This window comes from Brachybacterium sp. SW0106-09 (assembly GCF_001293905.1).
Lineage (GTDB): Bacteria > Actinomycetota > Actinomycetes > Actinomycetales > Dermabacteraceae > Brachybacterium > Brachybacterium conglomeratum.
Genome location: NZ_BCAK01000011.1, coordinates 73,127 through 97,189, shown reverse-complemented (window position 1 = coordinate 97,189; position 24,063 = coordinate 73,127). Strand labels below are relative to the sequence as shown.

The following is a 24,063-nucleotide window of genomic DNA, read 5'->3' as shown; positions in this document are numbered from 1 at the left end:
GGAAACCCGAAAGTACGAATCTGCAGCTCGTCTTGCATTTTTCAGTGCATCCACCTACGTTTTTGCCAACCGAAATGACGAGGAGAATCTCCATGCGACACCCGCTCGTTCCGTCCCTCGAGGTGCTCGGAGCCATCGCCGTGGGCGACCTGTCCGCGCACTCGTTCTTCGGCAGCAATCCGAAGAGTGAGGACCACGCCGCGTCGCACAGCCCTTCGTACCTGTCGTTCTCGGCCTCCTCGCTAACGGAACAGATCCTGTACGTCGACCGGATGCCGAGGCGGCGTCACACTGACAGCTGCCAGATCGAGGTGGGTTACATCGCCGCGTGGCGCTCCCTGAACGGAGCGTCGCAGGGAGTTTTCCTCCGGACGGTCGATGAAGCCCGGGAGTTCGTCCGTCGCGCCCGACGGGGCATTCACACTCGCGGATCGTTCATCTTCCGCGCAGCATCGATCACCAAGTTTAATGCTCGCACTGGTACGGACAAGCACTCCCTCGTCGTCGATGCTCAGCTTCACAATGAACGATCCGACGGCGCGCCCGAGTGGAACATCCCCTGGCGCGTCGACCCCATTACCCGCCCATAGACCCTCAGGAGGTTCCCCTTGGATCCCATCGAAAGCGCCGAAGCCATCGCGCACCGAGCCCATGCCGGGCAGACTGACAAATCTGGCCTGGACTACATCGACCATCCCCGTCGTGTCGCGGAGCGCGCAGCGCTCATCGCTCCGACCAATCTTCGCACCGAGAGCATCGCGGCAGCCTGGCTCCATGACGTCGTCGAAGACACCGACGTGACGCTCGAGGATCTCCGCGAGCAGGGATTCCCTCAGCTCGTCCTCGAAGCGGTGGACCGGCTGACGAAGAAGCCCGACGTCGCCCGGGCCGACTACTTCGCGGCCATCCGCGCCCATGCAGTGGCTCGAGTCGTGAAGACCGCAGACCTCATCGACAACACCGATCCGGAGCGCGCCGCCCTGCTCGGCGAGACGACCAGGAGCCGTCTCGCGGAGAAGTACGCAGAATCCTGGGCGCTGCTGCTCGGCGACGCCTGACGATGGTCGACTTCTATCGCGTCTTCCACGACCACCACCCCGACGAGAACGGCATCATCGTCGCTGACGACGGAGTGTCGGAGTACGCGTACCTGGCGAACACCGGACTGTGGCATCGGGAGCCGATCGCAGGGACCGTCGCCCTCTTCGGCGACGAGCACTACGACCGCGTCCGCATCGAACCTGAGGACGTGTACGAGCGCATCGGTCAGTGTCGACCGATCTGGAACCAGGGTTTCGGAGCGAAGGTGCTCCGCTCACGACGACTCCAGCCCAATGCCGAGAAGCGGTCCAGCGCCGATCTCGGTCTCGATCCTGCCCGCGTCCCTCCCCTCGCCGACGACGCATGGCGCCGCCTCCCACTGGTCGATGACGATCCTTCCCCGGAGCACGTGAGCGTGGCCGACGTCTGGGAGCAAGATTCCGAAGGCCTCGAGTGGTCCGACTGCGGTCATCGCCCGCTCACCGTCGAGCGGCTGATGGCAATCGCCGAAGAAGTCGTCGCGGTACCGGTGCCACAGCACCTCAGACACGACGACGTCGCCGGCATCTTGCAGGAGCTGTGGGGACTACGGACGGTCTGCCACTACTTCCGAATGGCGCTCGAGACGGCGGCACTTCGAGTCAACGTGACCGTCGACGCGAGCTACGAGCTCCCCGTCGCCCTGGCCATCGCCAAGGACTTCAGCGACCGCTGGGACGGCTGCCCTGACGAGGAGCGCGCGAGGATGAAGGACGGTCGCGATGGGCACTGATAGCGTCCGGACGTTCTTCACTGCCGACACCCACTTCGGCCACCGCCTGATGGCGCTCCATCGCGGGCACGCCCCCGGCGCGGACTCTCGGGACGACGTCGCCCTCGAGCATGTGCGCACTCACGACGAGGACATCGTCGCCTCGTGGAACAGCGTGGTGAGCGCTGGGGATGTCGTCTGGCACCTCGGCGACCTCACCGTCAAGCACACCGCCGAGATCGCAGACACCCTCCGTCGTCTCAACGGGCGCATCCGCCTCGTCGTGGGGAACCACGACCGGGCACACCCTCACTTCCGCGAACGGGCCATCACTGCTCAGCAAGAGCTGCTGCGCAACGGGATCGAGTACGTCTGCACGGCAGCGCGAGTCACGGTTCCCGGGGGCAACTCGGGCCGGATCCCGGTGATGCTCTCCCACTTCCCCTACAGAACCGCCAGCCAGGACGACCGCCGTTTCCACGTGTGGCAGCTCGAAGATTCCGACGACTGGCTCCTCCACGGGCACACGCACTCGCACGTGGCGATGCACGCTGAGCTTCCTCGACAGATCCATGTGGGGTGGGACGCCTGGCGGAGGCCAGTAAGCGAGGTCGAGATCCTCCGCCTCATCCGAAGTGCGTAGTCACTCCCACAAGGCGGGATTGTTCGAGCACCTCTAGTTGCGAAGGTTCGCGAACGGTCGGCGTCCGTACTCCGTTGCGAACTCCAGGATCATCGCGCTCTCCATGAGTGCCGGCTCCTCGTCGGTCTCCTTCCAGCACACGAGCAACGTGTCGCTCTCCTCGAGCTGCCAGATGAGCCGACCTCCCCAATGTCCGATCGGCTCGCCCTCTCCAAAGCGGCGGAACTCGTCGAGCCGTTTGCGCAACCCGCGCCGGCCACTCGCGCCGCCGGATGCCTTGCCGATGTAGACGACCTCCGCTCCTGCAACCCACTCCGCATCGAGTCGTTGACGGGCGACGCTCGGGTCCTTGCCCTTGAACCGTCCTGCCGGATTGCTCGGCAAGAACTCGGGCTCGCCGTCGCGCTGTCGCACGATGACGTACACCCCCGGCGCTGTGGGGACCCGAGCTGCTTGCAACTCAGCGAATCGCACGAAGCCGCTGAACCCTTCGCCTTCGAGACCGGCCCTCGTCCACTCCATCGATGAGCCTCCTTCAGTCAACGGACTACAGCGGCGACGACGCAGCGAAGCTTGCTGCCCTCCGCCTTCCCGTCGGCATACAGGCTGAGGTCCGAGTAGTCGCTCCACTGCATCGGGAATCGACCTCGGAGTGTGCGCGTGTTCCCCGGGTACAAGTTGTTCGCCCATCGGAGTTCGCCGGTCAGATTCACGCCTTCATGGATACGGAAGGCGGCGTCGTTGGTCGATACCTGCCCGGGAGGGACAGACCAATACGCTCCGTCGTTCGTCAGGAAGATGACGAATGCAGTCCCACCATCTGACAGGAACCAACGCTCCAGACGGGAGATGTCGTTGACGAAGTACCTGCGGCCGAGGTCTGCTGCGGAGTGGTGCAAGAGTTGAAAGGCTTCCCCGTCGACGCTTCCGGACCATCGCCGCGTCCTGTACTTGAACTCAATCGCCGTGACCCCGCCTCCAGCGGAGTCGCTACAGAAGAGATCAACGACGGTGCGCGGGCCGAGATCCGATGAACCGATGACCCTGTACGGGATCTCCAGACGAACGTTGAGGCTCGGATGCCTTTTCACGAGCAGCTGGGCGAAGGCATGCTGAAAGTCGGCTTCAGAGTGAAAAGCCGGCCTCTGACGAGAGAGCTCGGACATCACGTCGTGCACCTGATCGAGCGTGAGTGCGCCGGGCTTGCTTGGTGCTGCTGCCATGTGGATGGCACCTCCGTCGGTGTCCGCCTGTCGCTCGGCTCGCTCGCCGTGCGTTGCTGTCAGCACCATAGCCCGCTGCTCCCGCACAGCCGCGTTGCTGTCAAAGCTGCTGTCAACGCCGGTCCGGAGACCTTCCCCTAGAGAAAACTTCTCCGGTCTGACCTGCAGTGGGCCCGGAGGGGATCGAACCCTCGACCCGCGGATTAAAAGTCCGATGCTCTGCCAACTGAGCTACAGGCCCGTGCCCGCCGAGCGGGCCAGCCCATCCTACCGGCGCGTGCGGGCAGGGGCGGCCTCGCCCACGGGGGCCGCGCCTGCCGCAGGCATCGCGTCGACGGCGCGATCGACGAAGGGCTCGACGGCCTGCGAGACCGCCTCGCCGGCCGCCGCCGCGGCCTTCCGCGCCGGGAAGGCGTAGAGGAAACCGGTGACTGGCCGCAGCAGCACCGCGAGCACGCAGACGCCGATGGTCACCGCGTAGTACAGCGCGAACGTCCCCGGACCGGCGGGCAGGTCGCTGTGCCGGCCGAGGAGCTCGATCACCGGCAGGTGCACCAGATACGGGACGATCGAGTTGCGGCCCAGCCACTCCACGGGGCGCAGCGCGTGCAGGCGCGGGAGCCGCTGGAGCACGCCCACTGCTCCCACCACGGCCAGCAGCACCACGACCTGGGTGAGCACGGGCACCTGCGGCTCGACGTCGATCCGGGCGGCGTGCAGCGCCCAGGCCGCCGCGACGGCGAGCGCGGGGACCGTCACCGCCCAGGGCATCGGCCGGCGGGCGAGCACCGGTCGCAGCGCGGCGCCCGCGAAGAAGAACACCGCATAGAACACGAACTTGTCCGGCCGCGGCCCGACCAAGTCGTGCGCCGCCCCCAGCAGAGGCAGCGCCGTCCACGCCACCACCGAGGCGAGCGCCACCCATCCGGGATGGATCCGGCGGGTCAGCAGCCCGATCACGTAGTAGCAGAACAGGGCGGCGAGGAACCAGGTGTACATCCCGTTCAGCCACCACAGCGGCTCGTCGGCGTGGCCCCAGCCGAGGATCGGCAGCATCACCGCGGACCACAGCAGCCACGGCCACAGCAGGCCGCGGAGCTTCCCGGCGAGGAAGCGGCCGGGCGGGCGGCGCAGGGAGCGGGCCAGCAGCAGCCCGGAGGCGAACAGCAGCGCCGGCATCCGGAAGGGGGCGAGCGCCTCGGACAGCTCGACCATCGCCCAGGGCGTGCCGCCGTCCCAGATCTGCTGGACCAGGCGCAGGTGGTGCGCGATCACCAGCAGGATCGCCGTGCCCCGCAGGAGATCCATCCAGTGCTCCCGGGTGGGCTCGCCCGTCGGCGCCGCGGCGCTGGTCGCGTGCGCAGGGCCCGTCGCGGTCGCAGGGCTCGAGAGGGCCCTCGTCCCCGTCGCAGGGCTCGCGGTGCTGCTGGTACTGCTCGTCATCGCGGACGAGGCTACGAGCGCGCCGCGCCGAGGGGGTGCACGTCCTCGGCGCGGCGCGTGAAGACTCTGTGCCCATCGGGGCGGGCGCGACGAACCTCCGAGGCGGGGTCGACGCCCACCGAGGCAGGGTCGACGCCCTTCGGACATGGGGCGACGAGCCCGTCGGCCCGCCGCGATCCCGACCGTCAGCGGGCGGCAGCCTCCTCGCGGGCGTCCTGGTAGTCGCACACGTCCTCGTCGACCCAGACCTCGACGTTCTTGATCTCGGGCAGGTCGGAGGCGAGGAAGATCGGGTCCAGTCCCTGGGCGCGCTGGGCGTTGTAGTGCTTCAGCAGCTTCACCGCCGTGGGGGCCAGCAGCGCGATCACCACGAGGTTGATCAGCGCGATGAACACCATCGAGACGCCCGCGATGGTCCAGGCGAGGTCGACCGCGATCACGGAGCCCATCAGCACGAGCGCCACGACGGCGACGCCGAAGGCCACGTGCCAGCCACGCTTCGAGGTCAGGAAGTGCATGTTCGCCTCGCCATAGGAGAAGTTGCCCAGCACCGAGGTGAAGGCGAGCAGGAACATGATCGCCGCGAGCAGGATCGCGGCCCACGGCCCGAGGGTGCTCGAGAGCGACTCCTGGACCATCATCAGGCCCTCACCTCCGGTGGAGACGTCGGGGAAGGAGACCAGCACGATGAACGCGGTGATCGAGCAGATCAGCAGGGTGTCGAAGTAGACGCCGAGGGTCTGGACGAGGCCCTGCTTGACCGGGTGGCTGACCGAGGCGGTCGCGGCGACGTTCGGGACCGAGCCCATGCCGGCCTCATTGGAGAGCATGCCGCGCTGGACGCCGTTGACGATCACGGCGCCGATCCCGCCGCCGATCGCGGCCTGCGGGGAGACCGCCTCGGTGACGATCTGCGTGAGCACGCGGGGCAGCTCGCCCAGGTGCAGGCCGACGATGACGATGCCGATCAGCAGATAGAGCCCAGCCATGATCGGGACCATGTTCTGGGCGACGGTCGCCACGCGGCGCATGCCGCCGAAGATGACCCCGGCGGTCAGCGCCGCGAGCAGGATCCCCAGCACAGGGGCGAGCCAGGGCAGGCCGTCGGGATCGGTGTACAGGGCAACCGCGCCGGTGACGGCGTCGACGATGGTGTTGGCCTGCAGCGAGGTGAAGGCGAAGGCGAAGCAGAAGATGAACAGCACCGCGAAGAAGGCGCCGAAGCCGCGCGAGCCGAGGCCGCGGTGGATGTAGAAGGCGGGGCCGCCCTTGTAGGTGTCGTCCGCGCGGGTCTTCCACAGCTGGGCGAGGGTCGACTCGATGAAGCTCGCCGCGCCGGTGAGCACGCACATCACCCACATCCACAGCACCGCGCCGGGGCCGCCGAGGAAGATCGCGCCCGCAACGCCGGAGATGTTGCCGGTTCCCACGCGGGCCGCGGCGGAGACGGAGAAGGCCTGGAAGGCGCTGAGGGACTTCGAGCGCTTCGCGTCGGTGGCGGGGTCCTCGACCTCCTCCTGCACCGGCTTCTGCGCGATCGCGGAGAGCATCGCGGGGATCATCCGCAGCTGCACCACGCCGGTGCGGACCGTGAAGTAGAGGCCGAGGAGGATGACCACGGGCATCCCTGCCCAGGTCCACAGCCAGCCCTCGGCATTGCCGAGGAACTCGTTGAGGGATTCGAGGGGGTTCATGGGCTCGACGGTAGCGGGAGCGGCAGGCGCTCCCCGGGCTATCCACCCGACGGGCCGGGCGCCGGAGTCCTCCATGCCCCCGCGCGCGCGAGGCTCGTGTCCCAGAGCACGGACACGTGATGCACACCACTTCCACCCTCGCCCACCTCGGATCCGCTCGCCGACCTGCATGACAACACCGCAGGTCGCTACACATCGAACGGGGTTGTCGGACAATCCGTGGAGCGGACGCCAGATCGTCACGATTGCGTCACGACACACCGAGGGACCCCCTCCGCGCCCCGACCGAGGGGTCCCGATCGTCGCGTCGCCGGGCTAGCGTGGACGGCGATATGGGCCCGTTGACGACGCACAGCGCAGACCACCCTTCACCCACCGATCAGGCCGAGGGAGACAGCCCCGGCCTTCAGATCCGGCCTCCGTCCCTGGCCGACGGCGCCGCCATGTGGCGCCTGGCCCGCGACAGCGGCACGCTCGATCTGAACACCTCCTACGCCTACCTCCTGCTGGCCCGCGACTTCGCGGCCACCTCCCGCCTCGCAGTGCGGGACGGGGAGGGCGTGGGCTTCGTGCTCGGGTACCTCCGTCCCGCCGCGCCCGAGACGCTCTTCGTCTGGCAGATCGCGGTGGACGCCTCCCAGCGCGGCAAGCAGGTCGCCGGCCGGATGCTCGACGCCCTGCTCGAGGACCTCCCGCAGGTGAGGCGGCTCGAGACCACCATCACGGAGGACAACACCGCCTCGCAGCGGCTCTTCGCCTCCTTCGCCCGCCGTCACGGCGCGAGCGAGGAGATCACCGAGCTGATCACCGAGGAGCACTTCCCGGACGCCGGCCACGGCGCGGAGCTGCTCCACACGATCGGCCCCCTGCACGCCGGGAGCTGAGCTCCCCACCCGTGCCCCACCACCGGGCAGGGGCGCCTCCGCGCGCCCTCCTGCCCTCCGCAGACCACCGCACCACCCCACCCGAGGAGATGGCATGACCACGACCGCCCCGACCGAGACCACCGCGAAGCGCCAGCCGGCCGACCAGGCCGGCGCCCCTGTCGCCGACCCGACCGAGCTCGAGTCCGGCGTCCGCTCCTACTCCCGCGGCTGGCCCGCCGTGTTCACCCACGCCAAGGGCTCCGTGCTGACCGCCGAGGACGGCAAGGAGTACATCGACTTCTTCGCCGGCGCCGGCACCCTGAACTACGGCCACAACCACCCCGAGCTCAAGAAGGTCGTCGTCGACCACTACCTCGAGGACCGTGTGGTGCACGGCCTGGACATGTTCACCGACGTGCGCCGCGAGTTCCTGCAGACCTTCGACGAGAAGATCCTCAGGCCCCGCGGCCTGGACTACAAGGTCGCCTTCCCCGGCCCCGGCGGCACCAACGCGGTCGAGGCCGCGCTGAAGCTGGCCCGCAAGGTCACCGGGCGCGAGTCCGTCGTGAGCTTCACCAACGGCTTCCACGGCATGACCCTCGGCGCGCTGTCCGTCACCGGCAACTCGATGAAGCGCGGCGGCGCCGGCATCCCGCTGGTGCACTCGACCCCGATGCCCTTCGACGACTACTTCGGCCAGGTCGTCCCCGACTTCATGTACCTCGAGCGCCTGCTCACCGACGGCGGCTCCGGGCTGAACAAGCCCGCCGCCGTGATCGTCGAGACGGTGCAGGGCGAGGGCGGCATCAACGCCGCCCGCGCCGAGTGGCTGCGGGGCCTCGCGGACCTGTGCAAGGAGCACGAGATCCTGCTGATCGTCGACGACATCCAGATGGGCTGCGGCCGCACCGGCGGCTTCTTCAGCTTCGAGGAGGCCGGGATCGAGCCCGATATGGTCACCCTGTCGAAGTCGATCAGCGGCTACGGCCACCCGCTCGCGCTCACCCTGATCAAGCCCGAGCTGGACATCTGGGAGCCCGGCGAGCACAACGGCACCTTCCGCGGCTTCGGCCCCGCCTTCGCCACCGCCACCAAGGCCATCGAGCTGTTCTGGAGCGATGACGAGCTGCAGCGGTCCACCGAGGCCAAGGGCGCCTACGTCGAGTCGCGCTTCAACCGGATCGCCGCCCGCCACGCCGACCACGAGCTCGTGGTCAAGGGCCGCGGCCTCGCCCGCGGCCTGCAGATGCCCTCCGGCGAGATCGCCGGCGCGATCGCCGCGCGCTCCTTCGAGGAGGGCCTGCTGGTGGAGACCTCCGGCCCCTCCGACGAGGTCGTGAAGCTGCTGCCCGCGCTCACCATCCCCGAGGAGCTGCTCGAGAAGGGCCTGGACATCATCGAGGCCGCCGTCGACGAGGCCCTCGCCGCCGCCTGAGGCTCCACAGCCCGAGGCGCCACAGCCCGAGGCACCACGAGCCCGAGGCGTCGGGACCCGTGGGTCCGGAGTCCCGAAGACCCCGGACTCGACGGCCCCGCACCCGGCCGCCTCGGCCCCGTCGGCCCGTCGCCTCGCGCGTCGGGCCGACGCCCGCGGGTCGCCCTGCGCGCCCGCGGACCACGACCAGAAGATCCCCACCGGAAGGACCACGAAACATGCTCGTTCGCACTCTCGCCGAGATCGAGGACACCGACGCCGACGTGAAGTCGGAGAACTGGCGCTCCAAGCGCATCATCCTGGCCAAGGAGGGCGTGGGCTTCTCCGTCCACGAGACCACCCTCTACGCCGGCACCGAGAGCTTCTTCTGGTACGCCAACCACATCGAGGCCGTCTTCATCACGCAGGGCGAGGGAACCATCGAGGACCTCGCCACCGGTGAGATCCACGAGCTGGCCCCCGGCACGCTGTACCTGCTCAACGACCACGACAAGCACAAGGTGCGCCCCCGCACCGAGATCAAGTGCGTGTGCGTGTTCAACCCGCCCGTGACCGGGCGCGAGGTGCACGACGAGAACGGCGTGTACCCGCTGATCACCGAGGACGCCTGAGCGTCCCGCCCGCGCAGCCCCTGGGCTGAACGGCCGACGGGCCCGGCAGGAGCACTGCTCCTGCCGGGCCCGTCGTGCATCCCCGGGGCGCGGCCTCGCCGGCCGTGGGCCGCTGGGCGGGCGTCCGCATCGGACGCGTCGGTGCTGTGCGGGCGCGCCGGTCCGGCTCAGTCGCGGCCGCGACGCACGAGCAGGATGATCACGCCGACCATCAGCAGCAGGAAGCCGAGCACGCCGCCGCCGATGGCCAGGAGGATCCCGCCGAGGCCTGCGAAGATGCCGCCGATCGAGACGGGCGGGCCGACCATCACGGGCGTGCCGCCGCAGTCGATCGTGTAGTCGCCGGCCTCCTCCGCGGTGAAGGAGTCGAAGGAGACCCACTCCCGTCCCTCGTCGCCGAAGCCGCTGGTCTGGATGGTGCCCTCGCCGACGGAGGGGCCGTCGATCGTGCACTGCGGAGCGGGTGTGCCCTCCTCGGAGTACAGCTGCACCGTCTCGTCGGCCTCGGCGGTGTAGGTGCCGGAGCCGTTCTCGAGGATCTGGTACTTCTCGGCGCCGCCGGCGACCTGGCCGAATCCGATCACGGCCGTCACGATCCCGATCACGAGGCTGAGCCCGATGATCACGGCGCCGAGGATGATCAGGACCTTGGGCGCCTTCGACGGCTTCTTCGCCGGAGCGGCCGCAGGCTGGTTCCAGCCGCCGGGCTGGGGCGCGCCGCCGCCGGCCGGGGGCATGCCGCCGCCGGGCTGCGCACCGGCCTGTCCCCATCCGCTCCCGGGCTGCGGGCCGGACTGGTTCCACCCGCCGCTGGGCGGCGGGGCGAGCGGTCCGGAGGATGAGGGCGGCTGAGTCACGGGGTGCTCCTGGAGGGATCGCGCAGTGGGACGGTCACGAGGAGCGGATACCGACCCCGACGACACCGACAGGCTATCCGGCGGACGCCGCGGCCGGCAGGCACATCCGACAGGCACCTGCCGTGGCCGGCACGCCTAGACTCGCCTCCATGACCTCTCCCCTCGTCCTCGCCGCCGATGTCGAGACCGAGCTGGTGGAGAAGAAGTCCCGCTTCCTCACCCGGCTGCACGGGGTCAGCGAGGTCGGGCAGGCCGACGCCCTGCTGCGCGCCGCCCGCGCCGAGCATCCGGGCGCCCGCCACCACTGCACCGCCCTCGTGCTCGAGGAGACGGCCGAGCGGGCCGAGGTCCACCGCAGCAACGACGACGGGGAGCCCTCCGGCACCGCAGGCATGCCGATGCTGCAGTCGCTGCTGCACGCGGACCTGGTGGACGTCTTCGCGATCGTGATCCGCTACTTCGGCGGGGTGAAGCTCGGGGCGGGCGGGCTGGTGCGCGCCTACACCGCCGGCGTCGAGCAGGCCGTCGCCGCGGCGACGCTGCTGCGGCGCACGGAGCTGCTGGAGGCACGGATCGAGGTGCCGCCGGCCGAGGCGGGGATCGCGGAGAACGCGGTGCGCATCTGGGCCGCCGCCCGCGGCGCGGCGGTCGAGCCCACCGCGTACGGGGCGCGCACGGCGCTGCTCACCGTGCTCGTGGACCCCTCGGCCCTCGAGGCCCTGCGCGAGGACACGGCCCGCTGGTCCGCGGGGCGACGCACGGTGGAGGTCACCGGCCGTCGCACGGCCGACGTGCCACTGTGACGACCTCCCGCCGGGCGGCTCAGATGTCGTCCTCGAGCGCGGGGCCACCCTCGTTCTCCCAGTTCTCGATGCGCTTGACGGTGCGAGGGTTGAACTTCCGGCGCACGCCGTGGCCGACGCCGGCCTCGTCGTCGGCCGGGAGGAACTCGACGCCGAGCTCCTCGAGGCCCGCGCGCAGGATCTCCTGGCGCTCCTCGTCGAGGTCCTGGCGGCCACGCTCGAAGCCGAGGACGTCCTCGGCCTCCAGTCCCGTGCGCGCCGCGAGCACGGCGGCGGAGACCTGGGCGAGAGCGCGACCGGCGCGTGCGAGATCGGCGGTGATCAGCGGGGATGCGGTGGCCTGTGGGTCGGTGGAGGTCATGCCCTCAGCCTCGCCCATCGGTGCGGGGATTTCCAGCGTTCCCCTCCACGAACGGCGCCGCGCCGCCCCGGGTTCCCGGGACGGCGCGGCGGAGGTAGGGCGCGGACAGGCCGCGCCCCCAGGGATCAGGCGCGGTTCTTGGTCGCGAGTCCGTAGATCACCATGACGACGATCGCGCCGATCACGGCGAGCAGGATCGTGCCGATGCTCCACGGGTTGCTCATGATTCCCGAGATGCCGTCGCCGCCGAAGAGGCTGCCGATGAAGCCGCCGACGATCGCGCCGATGACGCCGAGGACGATGGTCTTGCCAATGCCCATGCCCTGCTTGCCGGGCATGACGGCGCGGGCGAGGAGCCCGATGATCGCGCCGATGATCAGCCAGGAGATGATCAGACCGATGAGTCCCATGGTGAAACTCCTTGAGATCGGGGAAGGGTGTGCGTATCCAATGTAACGCTCTGTGCGTTCATGTCCCGGCATTCGCGACCGACCCGTCGGTCGGAGCGGTGATCCGGTACTGCCTTCCCGGTCCGGCCGCCTCCCATGAATCGTCCCCTGCCGCCCGGCGCCTCCGCTGGTCCGCGCGCGTCCGCCCCTCCGCAGAGGGAGCGTTGCGGGATCGGAGAGGGAACACCGCGGGATCACGGCGGGAACGGACGGGGAACAGCGCGGGAACGACGCCGAGGCGGGACCGGGGCGAGCGCGCGACGGCGCCGGGACAGGACCGGTCGCGAACAGGGGCGATGCGTGCGAGTCACCTCGTCCACGCAGGTCACAGGGCGCCCGAGGTCTCCTCGCCCCGCCTGGTCACGTCCCCCGGTCCGACAGGTCGGTAGGGGACAATCAGGGCGTGACAGACCCTCACCCCGCCCTCCTCCCTGCGCTCCTCGCCGGGGACCGCGCCCCGGCGCCCAGCACGCTCGTCGAGATCTTCCGCCGCGTCGTGGAGGCGCACGGCGACGCGCCCGCCGTCCACGCGGGCGCCGAGGTCCTCTCCTACACGGCGCTCGAGGAGGCGGCCTCCGAGGTCGCCGGCCGTCTCGCCGCGATCGGCACCGGGCCCGGCACGAAGATCGGGGTGCGGGTCAGCTCCGGCACCACCGACCTGTACGTCGCGATCCTCGGGATCCTGCTGGCCGGCGCGGCCTACGTCCCGGTCGACGCCGACGACCCCGACGAGCGCGCCCGCGTCGTCTTCGAGGAGTCCGCGGCCCTCGCCGTCATCGGCGACGACCTCGTCATCACCCCCACCGGGGCCGGGACCGCACAGGTCCCCGCCGGCGCGTCCGCCGCGCCGCGGGATCCCTCCCCCGGCGACGACGCCTGGGTCATCTTCACCTCCGGCTCCACCGGCAGGCCCAAGGGCGTCGCCGTCTCCCACCGCAGCGCCGCCGCCTTCGTCGAGGCCGAGTCGCAGATGTTCCTGCAGCAGGCGCCGATCGGGCCGGGCGACCGGGTGATGGCGGGACTGTCGGTCGCCTTCGACGCGAGCTGCGAGGAGATGTGGCTGGCCTGGGCGTACGGCGCCTGCCTGGTGCCCGCGCCGCGCTCGCTCGTGCGCTCCGGCGTGGACGTCGGCCCCTGGCTCGAGGCGAACCGGATCTCGATCGTCTCCACCGTCCCCACCCTCGTCTCCCTGTGGCCCGACTCGGCGCTGCGCGAGGTGCGGCTGCTGATCATGGGCGGCGAGGCCTGCCCGCCCGAGCTCGCCGCCCGCCTCCAGGCCCCCGGCCGCGAGGTGTGGAACACCTACGGCCCCACCGAGGCGACCGTCGTCGCCTGCGGCGCGATGCTCGACGGCACCGCGCCGGTGCGGATCGGCCTGCCCCTGGACGGCTGGGACCTCGCCGTCGTGGACGGCGAGGGGAACCCCGCCGCCCCCGGCGAGAGCGGCGAGCTGATCATCGGCGGCGTGGGCCTGGCCCGCTATCTCGACCCGGTCAAGGACGCCGAGAAGTACGCGCCCATGCCCACGCTCGGCTGGGAGCGCGCCTACCGCTCCGGCGACATCGTGGTCAACGATCCCGACGGGCTCCTCTTCGCCGGCCGCGCCGACGACCAGATCAAGCTCGGCGGGCGCCGCATCGAGCTCGGCGAGATCGATGACCAGCTGCTGCGCCTGCCCGGCGTGGTCGGCGCCGCGACCGCCGTGCGCTCCAGCCGCTCGGGCAACAAGCTCCTGGTCGGCTACCTGACCGTCGAGGACTCCTACGACGCCGAGATCGCCCGCGGCCTGCTGCGCCGGCGGATGCCCGCCGCGCTCGTGCCGCGCCTGGCCGTCGTCGAGGACCTCCCCACCCGCACCTCCGGCAAGATCGACCGCGACGCGCTGCCCTGGCCGCTGCCCGGCTCCTCCGAGCGCAGCGCCGAGCTCTCCGGCACCGCCGCCTGGATCGCGGAGATCTGGGCCGACGTGCTCGGCGCCGAGGTCACCTCCGTGGGGGACGACTTCTTCGACCTCGGCGGCGGCTCCCTCACCGCCGCGCAGGTGGTCAGCCGGCTGCGCGAGCAGCATCCCGAGCTGACCGTCGGCGACGTGTACCAGCAGTCCTCCGTCGCGGCGCTCGCCGCGCACCTGGACGCGATGGGCTCAACCGCCGTGCGCAGCGACCGCACCGTCGCCCCGCTGCGCCGCCGCACCCAGCTCGCCCAGCTGCTGGCGCTGTTGCCGCTGCGCGGCCTCGCCGCGCTGCGCGGCATCACCTGGCTGATGCTCGTCTCCACCGTGCTCGCCGCGGTCACGGACGTGCCGTGGATCATCGCCTTCCCGCTGTGGCTGGTGGTCCCGATGACGATCGTGCTCGTCCCGCCCCCGGGACGGATGGCCCTCGCCGCCCTCCTCGCACGGCTGCTGCTGCGCGGCGTCACCCCCGGCACCCATCCCCGCGGCGGGAGGGTGCATCTCGCGCTGTGGATCGCCGAGCACGTCCAGGACGAGCTCGGGGCGACCTCCCTCTCCGGCGCCGTGTGGTTCCCCTGGTACGCACGGCTGCTCGGCGTGAAGCTGGGCAAGGGCGCGGACCTGCACGCCCTGCCGCCCGTCACCGGGATGCTCGAGATCGGGGACGGCGCCTCGATCGAGCCCGAGGTGGACCTGGCCGGCTACTGGATCGACGGGGACATGCTGCGCATCGGCCCCGTCCGCATCGGCAAGCGGGCCCGCATCGGCGCCCGCAGCACCCTCGGCCCCGGTGCCCGCATCGGGAAGGACGCCGAGGTCGCGCCCGGCTCGGCCGTGCTCGGGAAGGTGCCGGCCGGCGAGTTCTGGTCCGGCTCCCCCGCCGCACCCCGCGGCGCGGCGCGCGGCCCCTGGTCCGACGAGGCGCCGCCGCGCAGGCCGCAGTGGGAGATCGTCTACGGGGCGCTGTCCCTGCTGATCGCCGCGCTGCCCGGCCTCGGCGTGCTGGTGGGCGGGGCGGTGCTGCTCCCCGCCCTGCGCGGCGCGGACGGCTTCGGGCAGGCCGTGCTCGCGGCCCTGCCGTGGCTGCCGCTCGCGGCGCTCGCCGGCTTCGCGGCCGTGGCGCTCGCGGTGCTGGTGCTCACCCGCCTGCTCGCCCTCGCCATCTCCCCCGGGCACCATCCGATGCGCTCGGCGGCGGGCGTGTCGATCTGGGCGACGCTGCGCCTGCTGGACGAGGCCCGCACCTGGCTGTTCCCGCTGTACGCCGGCGGGCTCACCCCGATGTGGATGCGGATGCTCGGTGCGAAGGTCGGCCGCGGCTCGGAGATCTCCACCGCCCTGCTCATCCCGAGCCTCGTCACCGTCGGCGACCACTCCTTCCTCGCCGACGACACGCTGGTGGGGCCCTACGAGCTCGGCGGCGGCTGGATCCGCGTGGAGCGGGTGAAGGTCGGCAAGCGCGCCTTCGTCGGCAACTCCGGCATGCTCGCCGCGGGCCGCAAGGTGCCCAAGCAGTCCCTGGTCGCGGTGCTCTCCGCCGCCCCGCGCCGCAAGTCCGCGAAGTCCGGCACCTCCTATCTCGGCTCCCCGCCGAGGACGCTGCGCCGCGCCGAGGAGGAGCACGACTCCGCCCTCACCTACGACCCGCCGAAGCACCTGCTGGTCCAGCGCGGCCTGGTCGAGACCGCGCGCCTGGTGCCGCTGCTGATCGCGCTGCTGCTGCCGGTGGCGGTCTGGGGCGCGGTGTACGCGCTGCTGCTGCGCGGCGGTCTCGGGATCCTGCTCGCCGTCCTGCTCGGCGGGGTGGTGCTGCTGGTGGCCGGCATCGTCGCCGCGACGATCACCGTGATCGCGAAGTGGCTGATCATCGGCCGGCACCGCCCGGGCGAGCACGCCCTGTTCACCGCCTACGTGTGGCGCTCCGAGCTCGCCGACACCTTCACCGAGGTGCTCGCCGCACCGTGGTTCGCGACCTCGACCGCCGGCACCGTGGTGCTGAACCTGTGGCTGCGGGCGCTGGGCGCGAAGGTCGGCGCGGGCGTGTGGTGCGACTCGTACTGGCTGCCGGAGACGGACCTGGTCACCCTCGGTGACGGCGCGACCGTGAACCGCGGCTGCGTGGTCCAGACCCACCTGTTCCAGGACCGCGTGCTGAGCATGGACGCCGTGGCCCTCGGCGAGGGTGCGACCCTGGGGCCGGGCAGCGTGATCCTGCCCGCCGCGGAGATCGACCGCCATGCGACCGTCGGCCCCGTGTCCCTGGTGATGCGCGGCGAGCGCGTGCCGCCCGGGACCCGCTGGACCGGCAACCCGATCGGCCCCTGGGCCGACGACGACGCCCCGCTGAACGGCACCGCCGACGAGCACGCCGATGAGCACGACGACGAGGACGACGCGCGCGAGCGCGAGCACATGGAGGAGCGCGCATGAGCACCACCCGGCCGGGCAGCGACCCCTATCTCCCGGGGCACGGCGACGCCTCCTACTCCGTGCAGCGGTACGCGCTCGACCTCGCCTACAAGGTCGAGACGAACCGCCTGGACGGCACCGCGACCCTGAGCTGCCAGGTGCACGAGGACACCGGCGCGCTGCACCTGGACCTCTACGGCCTGCAGGTCTCCTCCGTGAAGCTCGACGGGAAGCCGATCAAGCACAGCCACCACGGCGGCGACCTCACCCTGAAGTCCTCGTTCACCGCGGGGCAGGAGGCCACTGTCGAGGTGCGCTACGGCGGCAAGCCGCGCCCGGTCCGCTCGCGCCTGCACGGGCCGACCGGCTGGGAGGAGCTGGAGGACGGGGTGATCGTCGCCGCCCAGCCGCACGGCGCCCCCTCCTGGTTCCCCTGCAACGACCGCCCCGACGACAAGGCCGTCTACGAGATCAGCCTGGCCGCGAACCCCGCCTATCACGTCGCCGTCTCCGGCGAGCTGGAGGGCAAGCGCCGCAAGGGCAACGCCACCACCTGGAGCTACCGCCAGGACGTGCCGATGCCGACCTATCTCGCCACGGTCCAGATCGGCCGGTACACCGAGGTGCCGCACCGTGGGGCGTCGGTGCCGGTGCGCTCCCTGGTGCCCGCCGGGGTGGGCGCGAAGGAGCTCGCGCCGGGCTTCGCCCGGCAGCCCGAGATGCTCGAGCTGTTCACGCGCCTGTACGGCCCCTACCCCTTCCCCTCCTACACCGCGGTGATCACCGAGGACGAGCTGGAGATCCCGCTGGAGTCGCAGGCGCTGTCCACCTTCGGCCGCAACCACCTGGCCGAGGACTGGGAGGCGGAGCGGCTGATCGCCCATGAGCTGTCCCACCAGTGGTTCGGCAACGCCGTGACCCTCGAGCGGTGGCAGGACATCTGGCTGCACGAGGGATTCGCCTGCTACAGCGAATGGCTGTGGGCGGAGGAGACCGGCCGCTCCACCGTCGAGGAGGAGGCTCGCCACCACCACGCGGCGCTCGCCGAGCTGCCCGAGGACCTGCTGGTCGCCGATCCCGGTCCGGAGCTGATGTTCGACGACCGGCTGTACAAGCGCGGCGCCCTGACCCTGCACGCCCTGCGCCGCCGCGTGGGCGACGAGACGTTCTTCCCGCTGATCCGTTCGTGGCTGGCGCAGAACCTCGGCGGCTCGGTGACCACCGAGATGTTCGAGGAGCATGCCGCGCGCGAGAGCGGCGAGGACCTCACGGACCTGTTCGCCGCGTGGCTCCACGACGAGGAGCTGCCGGACCTCACCGATCAGCCGGTCTCCCGCGAGCCCACCCATCGGGGGCTGCGGGCCCTGTTCTCGCGCGGTTGACGGCCGGGCTCTCCGGCCGACGGGCACGGCGAGGTCGGCGGTCGCGCGGGCGAGGCCGCGTCGGCGCGGCCTCGCCCGCGCCGACGGCTCCGGCGCGGTCAGCTCTGCGACAGCGCCACCAGGATCACGAACCCGTCGGGCGCCTCGGCCTCGCGCAGATCATGCTCCGCAAGGCGCACCTCGGGCATCGGGGTGCGCAACCCGGTGCCGAGGAGCTTGAGCACCGCCTCCTTGCCGGCCCAGAGCCGGGCCCGGTCCTCGGCGGTGCGGTCCTGGCCGACCTCCGCCGGGTGCAGCACGAGCGAGGGATCCCAGCCGCGGTCGACCGCCGCGGCCTCCTCGAGGTCCACCCCGATCCCGCCGCCGACGCGCACGGCGGTGAGCAGGTGCGGGCCCGAGCGGGAGAGGCTCACGCCGAGCACCGGACGCGTGCTCGTGGCAGCGCCTCGCCCTGCGGTCGCCCGTCCGTCGGCTCTGCCCCGGGTCCCCGCGCCCCCGTCAGCCCCGCCCGGGGTCTCCGCGCCCCCGTCGGCCGTGCCGACGACCCGCGCCCAGGGCCGGCCGTGGGAGACCGCGCCGCAGGCCGGGCAGTGCCGTCCCACCCGGATCTCGTCGGGCTGCACGCCCACCACGTCGGCGACGTGGGCGGCGAGGGCGCGATCAGCGTCGGCCGTGACGGGGTGGAGACGCAGCAGGTCGGCGGGGAGACCGGCGCTCACGGCAGGTCCACGTACCAGTCGGGCACGGACTTCAGCGGCGCGAGATCGCGCGGCGGGGCGCCGACGAGCGCCGTCAGCACCGCGAAGGACATCCGGCGGTGGAGCTCGGCGAACTCCTCTAGCGAGGACTGCTCCCGCAGCGGCACGAGCCAGCGCCAGGTCGTCGCCGGGTACTCCCGCACCGCGATCGGGTCGCGCACGATCGCGAGGCCCCGCCCGTGCGGATCGACGGTCCGGAACAGGGCGTGCAGCAGCGGGTCGAGGTCGCCGTCCGCGATGGGCACGTCCGTCGGCCCTCCGAGCGCGCTCGCCGCGTCGATCCGGAGCAGCCCCTCCCCCGTCGTCGCGTCCCAGCGCTCGGTGCGGATCGAGTAGACCGCGCCGCGGGCCTCGTGCTCGGCCATGAGCACCCTGGCGATCAGCTCCGCACAGCCGGTCACCTCGGCCGCGTCCGCGCCGGGTCCGGGCAGGCGCACCGCGACCACGCCGTCCAGGCGCCCGCGCTGCGCGAGGGCCTGACGGGGCACGACGTTCCCGTGGTGCAGCAGGGCGTAGTAGGGCACGGCGAGCGCGGCGGCCGTCGCCCGGCCGGTCCGCTCCCGCCGGGCGAGCTCCCCCGCGTCGCGGCGCAGCACGAGCCCGAAGCGCAGCGCGAGGTGCTCGCGCTGCTGGAGCTCGGTGGGGTGCCGACGGGAGGCCACGGCCCCAGCGTAGGCGGACAGCAGGAGGCCCGGAGAGGCAGCGTGCTGCGTCTCCGGGCCTCCGAGGCGAATGGGGCTCAGAAGTCCCAGTCGTCGTCCTCGGTCTCGACGGCCTTGCCCATGACGTAGCTCGAGCCGGAGCCGGAGAAGAAGTCGTGGTTCTCGTCCGCGTTCGGGGAGAGCGAGGCGAGGATCGCGGGGTTCACCTCGACCTGGTCCTGCGGGAACAGCGCCTCGTAGCCGAGGTTCATCAGCGCCTTGTTCGCGTTGTAGCGCAGGAAGGTCTTGACCTCCTCGGTCCAGCCGACCGGGTCGTAGAGGTCCTCGGTGTACTCCTCCTCGTTGTCGTACAGCTCCATGAGCAGCGAGAAGGTGTACTCCTTCAGCTCCGCCTGGCGGGCGGCGTCGGCCTTCTCCACGGCCTTCTGGAACTTGTAGCCGATGTAGTAGCCGTGCACGGCCTCGTCGCGGATGATCAGGCGGATGATGTCCGCCGTGTTCGTCAGCTCGCCGCGGCTGGAGTAGTGCATCGGCAGGTAGAAGCCGGAGTAGAACAGGAAGGACTCCAGCAGGGTCGAGGCGACCTTGCGCTTCTCCGGGTCGTCGCCCTGGTAGTAGTCCATGACGATGTTCGCCTTCTTCTGCAGCGGCTCGTTGAACTCGCTCCAGCGGAAGGCCTCGTCGATCTGCTTGGTGTTCGACAGCGTCGAGAAGATCTGGGAGTACGACTTCGCGTGCACCGACTCCATGAACGCGATGTTGGTGTACACCGCCTCCTCGTGGGGCGTGATCGCGTCGGGGATCAGGGAGACCGCGCCCACGGTGCCCTGCACCGTGTCCAGCAGGGTCAGGCCCGTGAACACGCGCATCACCAGCTGCTGCTCGGACTCGGGCAGCCGGTTCCAGGACTGGACGTCGTTGGACAGCGGCACCTTCTCGGGAAGCCAGAAGTTGCCGGTCAGGCGGTCCCAGACCTCCTGGTCCTTCGGGTCCGGGATCCGGTTCCAGTTGATCGCCTGGACCGTCGTCTTCAGGTGGTCGTTCACCGCAGCCTCACTGCTCCTCAGGGGTCGTCGTCGGGTGCTCTCCAGTCTAGGCATCGAAGGCTCGCACGGGGCTCTCCGGCCCGCCGCGGAGAGGTGCTTCCCACCACCGATCGAGAGCCCGATCCATGACTTTCGTCGTGGGGCGTGCGGGCGCTGGCGCACTAGCGTGACGGGCACGACGTCCGCCGCTCCGGAAGGCCCTGCCGTGACCTCCGCTCCCGTCTCCGCGCACGCTCCCGACCCCTCGTCCGCATCGGCCCCTGCGGTCGCGCCGCCCCGATCCCTCGCCCCCGATGTCGCGCGCGGGCTGATGCTCGCGCTGATCGCGGTGGCCAACGTCTCCTGGTACCTGTGGCGCTCCTCGGAGTCCGTCGGCGGCACCCCGCACATCCCGGCCGACGGGCCGCTGGACTCGATCGCGCAGGCGGTGATGACGGTCGCGGTGGACCACCGGGCGATGCCGCTGTTCGCGTTCCTGTTCGGCTACGGGATGGTGCAGTTCTACCGATCGAGGATCGACCGCGGCCTCGCCCCCGGCGCGGTGCGGGTGATGATGCGCCGCCGCCACTGGGCGATGCTGCTGCTCGGGGCGCTGCACGCTGCGCTGCTGTTCTACGGCGACATCCTCGGGGTGTACGCGGTCAGCGCGCTGGTGCTGGTGTGGTGGTTCTTCGGCCGGCGCTCCCGCACCCTGCGCATCTGGGTGATCGTGCTCGCGGCGGTGATGGCGCTGTTCGCGCTGTTCAGCATGCTCAGCGGCGTGGCGCTGACGTACTTCGTGCCGGCCGAGGTGACTGCCGAGATGGCGGCGACGGACATGGGCACCGGCTTCGTCCGCCCCGTCGCCTACGACACTCCCTATCTCGTCTCGATGCTGTACCGGCTCGGGCTGTGGGCGGTGTCGCTGCCCTTCGCAGCGCTGATGGGAGCTCCGCTGCCGATCCTGCTGGGCTGGCTCGCGGCCCGCCGACGGATCCTCGACGAGCCGTGGCGTCACGTGCGCCTGCTTCGGCGCACCGCGGTGATCGGCATCGCGATCGGCTGGCTCGGCGGCGTGCCGGAAGCTCTCGCGATCCTCGGCCTCTACGAGCTGCCCGCCGCGGCGCCGTGGATGCTGACGGGGCTCACCTCGCTCACCGGCATCGCCTGCGGGATCGGATACGCGGCCCTGTTCGGGCTGCTCGCGCTCCGCCTCGAGGGGAGGACGGCCGTCGACGAGGCGCATCGACCCGACCCGTCGGCCGACCGGGACCTCTCCCCCGCCGAGCGCGCCTACGGCGTGCCCCGCGCGGAGGCCGCCCCGGCCCGCACCCGCGAGCCCGGCGCGGTCGAGCGGACCCTCGCCGCGGTCGGGCAGCGCTCCCTGACCTTCTACCTGTTCCAGTCGCTGCTGCTCGCGCCGCTGATGGCCGCCTGGGGCCTCGGGCTCGGCGGGACGCTCTCGACCGCCCCGTCGATCGCGATCGCCTTCGCGGTGTGGCTGGTGTCGCTGCCGATCGCGGCCTGGATGGGCGCGCGCGGGATGCGCGGCCCGGCGGAGAAGCTGCTGCGCCGGATGACCTACGGGAAGATCGACCAGACGCCGGCGACGCGCTGAGCCCGTCGCAGACCACCGAGTGCTGCCTCCGGACCGTCACCGAGGCGCGATGACGGTCCACATGCAGCACTCGGCGGCCTGATCTCCCCCCGATTCCCGCGTCGGCCGACTCACCCCTTGCCGGAAGCCTCAGCCAAGCGCTCCAGCATGAGCCCCGCCTGCAGTCGGCGCTCGTCGAGCTCATGGTCCAGGTACGGCCGCACCATATCGTCGAGGCCGACGGGGAGCGCGTCGGGTGGGAGGCGCCGGGCGCGGCGCATGATCTGCGGGGCGACGGCGGGGTCTTCGAGCTCAACCAGGGCGAGCTCGAGCAGCTCCCGAGAGAGGGCATGGGGCTATCTGCTGGAGTCGGCGACCGTGCTGCCCCCGGTGTCGGATCCGGCGCTCGAGGCAGCTCCGCCGCGGGCCGTCCAGCTCGTCCGCCGCCGGGTCGACGGCGACCGCCGAGCAGTCCTCCTGCAGGTGCGCGGTCGCTATCTGATCGTGTCCGAGGAAGGCAGTGGGCGCTTCATCGGGGCAGATCCGACCGACGCAGCGCGTGACGTGTTGCGGCCCCTCCTCACCGTGCGCGGATGAGTTCCCGGTCACGACGTCGCGGCGGACGCAGCCACGCAGGATAGATCCACAGCGGAAGCACGGAGCGGTAGCCGATCACGAGGAGCACCACGACCCAGATCAGCACTTCGAGGACCACTGCGGCAGGCACCAGGGCCGATGTCGTCGTCTCACGCAGCAATTCGACGGAGGCGAGCCCCACCACCCCGCCGGCCACGAAGATGGTCTGCGTGCACAGCGGCAGCAGCACGAGCACCGTGGTCTCCGCGTAGGCGAATCCTCGGCCCGGCCCCACGCCGTGAGTGTCGACCCAGGCGCGGAAGACCCGTCCTCGACCGGCACGGCACAGCATCGCGAGGACTGCGAGGGCACCGCCGAGGAGGAACAGTGCCAGCGCGATCAGGGCGAGCGAGAGATCCATGCCGGCATCCTCCCATCACCGCATGGGGACCTCTCCCCATGTCGTCCTCGCCCTGCACCGGATTCCGTCGACGTGACCAGTCGAACCATGCGTGCCGGACGGGTGGAGCAGCCATGACCGTATTCCAGGGGATGAACACTGCCGAGGTCACCGACCTCGCCGGCCGATTCACCGAGCGCGCAGAATCCCTCAGCACTCTTCTCGAGTCGCTCTCCACGCGGGTCGGCGCAGTCCTCGGCACGGACTGGATCGGACCTGATGCGGAGGGCTTCGCCACCGCCTTCGACTCGTCGGTCCGCGGTCAGCTCACCACCGCCGCCGAGTCGCTGAGGACCCGCGGCGGGGATCTCGACGCCCACGTCGAGGAGCAGGAAGACGCCTCCGCCCCTGCGGGGTCACAAGGTGGTTCTGAGCCCGCGGCGCCGACCGGGGGCCCGGCCCCCATGGAAGCAGGCATGTCATCTGCCGCCTCGTTCCTGGGCGCCGACTGGGGTGATGTCTCGTTCGGGGAGTTCTGGCAGAACCTGAAGGAGAACATCGGGATCGACGGCGCCGACAGCGCTGGGGGACTCATCGGCCTCGCGCACAGCTTCGCCAAGAACTTCGGCGAGTTCGCCATGGGAAAGGGCAGCGTCCCCGCATCATCCCCGTGATCGGAGACATCTTCACGGGCGTGACGGCCGGTATCGATCGCTGGCACGATGACGCGACGCGGACCGATCTCTCGACCGGGGAGAGGGTCTCGCGGGCCATCCTCGACGGAGGCGTGAACTTCGTCGGCTCGTTCGCCGGAAGCTTCGTCGGCGGGATGGCCGGCACTTCGATCGGCACCGGGGTCGGTGGACTGTTCGGCGGCGGCGGCGGAGCGGCGGCGGGGGCACCTGCAGGCGGTGTCGGCGCAGTTCCCGGCGCGGCGGCCGGTGGTGTCACCGGAGCAGGCGTCGGCGGCGTCGTCGGCGGCATCACCGGAGACCTGGTCGGCAGCTATGTCGGGGCGACCCTTGCCGACTCCGCGATCGACACGTTCCTGGACTGACGCCGCACCCGCCGGGCATGACGAACGGCCCGCCCCCGGATCTCTCCGGGAGCGGGCCGTGTGCCG

General features: G+C 71.1%; 24 protein-coding genes and 1 tRNA gene. 13 read left to right on the top strand and 12 right to left on the bottom strand.

The window, feature by feature from the left end; all coding sequences use genetic code 11:
• The first annotated feature begins 92 nt into the window (after nucleotides 1-92).
• Genes Y09_RS06940 through Y09_RS06925 form a run of 4 tightly spaced genes read left to right on the top strand, consistent with a single transcriptional unit; the run spans nucleotide 93 to nucleotide 2,435 of the window.
• Nucleotides 93-590: a hypothetical protein gene (locus Y09_RS06940; RefSeq protein WP_053917081.1), complete on the top strand. Its 498-nt coding sequence runs from the start codon at nucleotides 93-95 to the stop codon at nucleotides 588-590.
• Nucleotides 591-608: 18 nt separating this feature from the next.
• The gene (locus Y09_RS06935) at nucleotides 609-1,058 is read left to right on the top strand and encodes an HD domain-containing protein (protein ID WP_053917080.1); all 450 of its coding nucleotides are present in this window, start codon (nucleotides 609-611) and stop codon (nucleotides 1,056-1,058) included.
• Nucleotides 1,059-1,060: 2 nt separating this feature from the next.
• On the top strand, nucleotides 1,061-1,813 hold the full coding sequence (locus Y09_RS06930; RefSeq protein ID WP_053917079.1) for a hypothetical protein: 753 nt from the start codon (nucleotides 1,061-1,063) through the stop codon (nucleotides 1,811-1,813).
• Nucleotides 1,803-2,435 carry a metallophosphoesterase family protein gene (locus Y09_RS06925; protein ID WP_053917078.1) on the top strand — a complete coding sequence of 211 codons (633 nt, stop codon included), beginning with the start codon at nucleotides 1,803-1,805 and terminating at the stop codon, nucleotides 2,433-2,435. Before Y09_RS06930 ends, Y09_RS06925 begins: the two co-directional genes overlap by 11 nt.
• Before the next feature lie 33 nt (nucleotides 2,436-2,468).
• Here Y09_RS06925 and Y09_RS06920 read toward each other — a convergent pair whose 3' ends face one another.
• From Y09_RS06920 to Y09_RS06900, 5 genes are all read right to left on the bottom strand, one after another.
• Nucleotides 2,469-2,957 carry a hypothetical protein gene (locus tag Y09_RS06920; RefSeq protein WP_053917077.1) on the bottom strand — a complete coding sequence of 163 codons (489 nt, stop codon included), beginning with the start codon at nucleotides 2,955-2,957 and terminating at the stop codon, nucleotides 2,469-2,471.
• A gap of 17 nt (nucleotides 2,958-2,974) precedes the next feature.
• Nucleotides 2,975-3,727 carry a hypothetical protein gene (locus Y09_RS06915; RefSeq protein WP_053917076.1) on the bottom strand — a complete coding sequence of 251 codons (753 nt, stop codon included), beginning with the start codon at nucleotides 3,725-3,727 and terminating at the stop codon, nucleotides 2,975-2,977.
• A 99-nt stretch (nucleotides 3,728-3,826) separates the two neighbouring features.
• Nucleotides 3,827-3,899, bottom strand: a tRNA-Lys gene (locus Y09_RS06910).
• Between the two features lie 26 nt (nucleotides 3,900-3,925).
• Nucleotides 3,926-5,101, bottom strand: coding sequence for an acyltransferase (locus Y09_RS06905; protein ID WP_159419641.1), 1,176 nt, complete (start codon nucleotides 5,099-5,101; stop codon nucleotides 3,926-3,928).
• Nucleotides 5,102-5,286: 185 nt separating this feature from the next.
• Nucleotides 5,287-6,795 (bottom strand): sodium:alanine symporter family protein, encoded by a 1,509-nt coding sequence (locus tag Y09_RS06900; protein ID WP_053917074.1) that lies wholly within the window; start codon nucleotides 6,793-6,795, stop codon nucleotides 5,287-5,289.
• 443 nt (nucleotides 6,796-7,238) lie between these two features.
• Between Y09_RS06900 and ectA the strand changes: the two genes are divergently transcribed.
• From ectA to Y09_RS06885, 3 genes are all read left to right on the top strand, one after another.
• Complete coding sequence (gene ectA, locus Y09_RS06895; protein WP_053917073.1) at nucleotides 7,239-7,679, top strand: diaminobutyrate acetyltransferase; 441 nt, start codon at nucleotides 7,239-7,241, stop codon at nucleotides 7,677-7,679.
• Nucleotides 7,680-7,773: 94 nt separating this feature from the next.
• The gene (gene ectB / locus Y09_RS06890; protein ID WP_082358671.1) at nucleotides 7,774-9,096 is read left to right on the top strand and encodes a diaminobutyrate--2-oxoglutarate transaminase; all 1,323 of its coding nucleotides are present in this window, start codon (nucleotides 7,774-7,776) and stop codon (nucleotides 9,094-9,096) included.
• A 218-nt stretch (nucleotides 9,097-9,314) separates the two neighbouring features.
• Nucleotides 9,315-9,707, top strand: a complete 393-nt coding sequence (locus Y09_RS06885; protein WP_053917072.1) for an ectoine synthase — start codon at nucleotides 9,315-9,317, stop codon at nucleotides 9,705-9,707.
• Between the two features lie 167 nt (nucleotides 9,708-9,874).
• On the opposite strand, the gene Y09_RS06880 is transcribed toward Y09_RS06885, so the two are convergent.
• On the bottom strand, nucleotides 9,875-10,564 hold the full coding sequence (locus Y09_RS06880; protein ID WP_234695657.1) for a hypothetical protein: 690 nt from the start codon (nucleotides 10,562-10,564) through the stop codon (nucleotides 9,875-9,877).
• Nucleotides 10,565-10,713: 149 nt separating this feature from the next.
• Here Y09_RS06880 and Y09_RS06875 point away from each other — a divergent pair, with 149 nt between their 5' ends.
• Nucleotides 10,714-11,367, top strand: coding sequence for a YigZ family protein (locus Y09_RS06875; RefSeq protein ID WP_053917070.1), 654 nt, complete (start codon nucleotides 10,714-10,716; stop codon nucleotides 11,365-11,367).
• Between the two features lie 19 nt (nucleotides 11,368-11,386).
• Here Y09_RS06875 and Y09_RS06870 read toward each other — a convergent pair whose 3' ends face one another.
• On the bottom strand, nucleotides 11,387-11,728 hold the full coding sequence (locus Y09_RS06870; RefSeq protein ID WP_053917091.1) for a hypothetical protein: 342 nt from the start codon (nucleotides 11,726-11,728) through the stop codon (nucleotides 11,387-11,389).
• A gap of 125 nt (nucleotides 11,729-11,853) precedes the next feature.
• Nucleotides 11,854-12,138 carry a GlsB/YeaQ/YmgE family stress response membrane protein gene (locus Y09_RS06865; RefSeq protein ID WP_053917069.1) on the bottom strand — a complete coding sequence of 95 codons (285 nt, stop codon included), beginning with the start codon at nucleotides 12,136-12,138 and terminating at the stop codon, nucleotides 11,854-11,856.
• 442 nt (nucleotides 12,139-12,580) lie between these two features.
• Between Y09_RS06865 and Y09_RS06860 the strand changes: the two genes are divergently transcribed.
• Together Y09_RS06860 and Y09_RS06855 are read left to right on the top strand one after the other, a co-directional pair.
• A complete protein-coding gene (locus Y09_RS06860; RefSeq protein ID WP_053917068.1) occupies nucleotides 12,581-16,561 on the top strand; it encodes a Pls/PosA family non-ribosomal peptide synthetase in 3,981 nt (1,326 codons plus the stop codon).
• A complete protein-coding gene (locus Y09_RS06855; RefSeq protein WP_053917067.1) occupies nucleotides 16,558-17,922 on the top strand; it encodes a M1 family metallopeptidase in 1,365 nt (454 codons plus the stop codon). Before Y09_RS06860 ends, Y09_RS06855 begins: the two co-directional genes overlap by 4 nt.
• 98 nt (nucleotides 17,923-18,020) lie before the next feature.
• Here the strand turns inward: Y09_RS06855 and Y09_RS06850 are convergent, their stop codons facing one another.
• The 3 genes from Y09_RS06850 to nrdF form a co-directional block, all read right to left on the bottom strand.
• Nucleotides 18,021-18,641, bottom strand: coding sequence for a 4'-phosphopantetheinyl transferase superfamily protein (locus Y09_RS06850; RefSeq protein ID WP_053917066.1), 621 nt, complete (start codon nucleotides 18,639-18,641; stop codon nucleotides 18,021-18,023).
• Nucleotides 18,638-19,342, bottom strand: coding sequence for a hypothetical protein (locus Y09_RS06845; RefSeq protein ID WP_053917065.1), 705 nt, complete (start codon nucleotides 19,340-19,342; stop codon nucleotides 18,638-18,640). Before Y09_RS06845 ends, Y09_RS06850 begins: the two co-directional genes overlap by 4 nt.
• 77 nt (nucleotides 19,343-19,419) lie before the next feature.
• Nucleotides 19,420-20,388 (bottom strand): class 1b ribonucleoside-diphosphate reductase subunit beta, encoded by a 969-nt coding sequence (nrdF, locus tag Y09_RS06840; protein WP_053917064.1) that lies wholly within the window; start codon nucleotides 20,386-20,388, stop codon nucleotides 19,420-19,422.
• A 205-nt stretch (nucleotides 20,389-20,593) separates the two neighbouring features.
• Here nrdF and Y09_RS06835 point away from each other — a divergent pair, with 205 nt between their 5' ends.
• Nucleotides 20,594-21,985: a DUF418 domain-containing protein gene (locus tag Y09_RS06835; protein WP_053917063.1), complete on the top strand. Its 1,392-nt coding sequence runs from the start codon at nucleotides 20,594-20,596 to the stop codon at nucleotides 21,983-21,985.
• A 559-nt stretch (nucleotides 21,986-22,544) separates the two neighbouring features.
• Here Y09_RS06835 and Y09_RS06825 read toward each other — a convergent pair.
• On the bottom strand, nucleotides 22,545-22,961 hold the full coding sequence (locus Y09_RS06825) for a hypothetical protein (RefSeq protein ID WP_053917061.1): 417 nt from the start codon (nucleotides 22,959-22,961) through the stop codon (nucleotides 22,545-22,547).
• Between the two features lie 113 nt (nucleotides 22,962-23,074).
• Here Y09_RS06825 and Y09_RS06820 point away from each other — a divergent pair, with 113 nt between their 5' ends.
• Together Y09_RS06820 and Y09_RS06815 are read left to right on the top strand one after the other, a co-directional pair.
• Nucleotides 23,075-23,614, top strand: a complete 540-nt coding sequence (locus Y09_RS06820) for a hypothetical protein (RefSeq protein ID WP_053917060.1) — start codon at nucleotides 23,075-23,077, stop codon at nucleotides 23,612-23,614.
• Nucleotides 23,611-23,997: a hypothetical protein gene (locus Y09_RS06815; protein ID WP_053917059.1), complete on the top strand. Its 387-nt coding sequence runs from the start codon at nucleotides 23,611-23,613 to the stop codon at nucleotides 23,995-23,997. The genes Y09_RS06820 and Y09_RS06815 overlap by 4 nt, the downstream gene beginning before the upstream one ends.
• The last annotated feature ends 66 nt before the right edge of the window (nucleotides 23,998-24,063 follow it).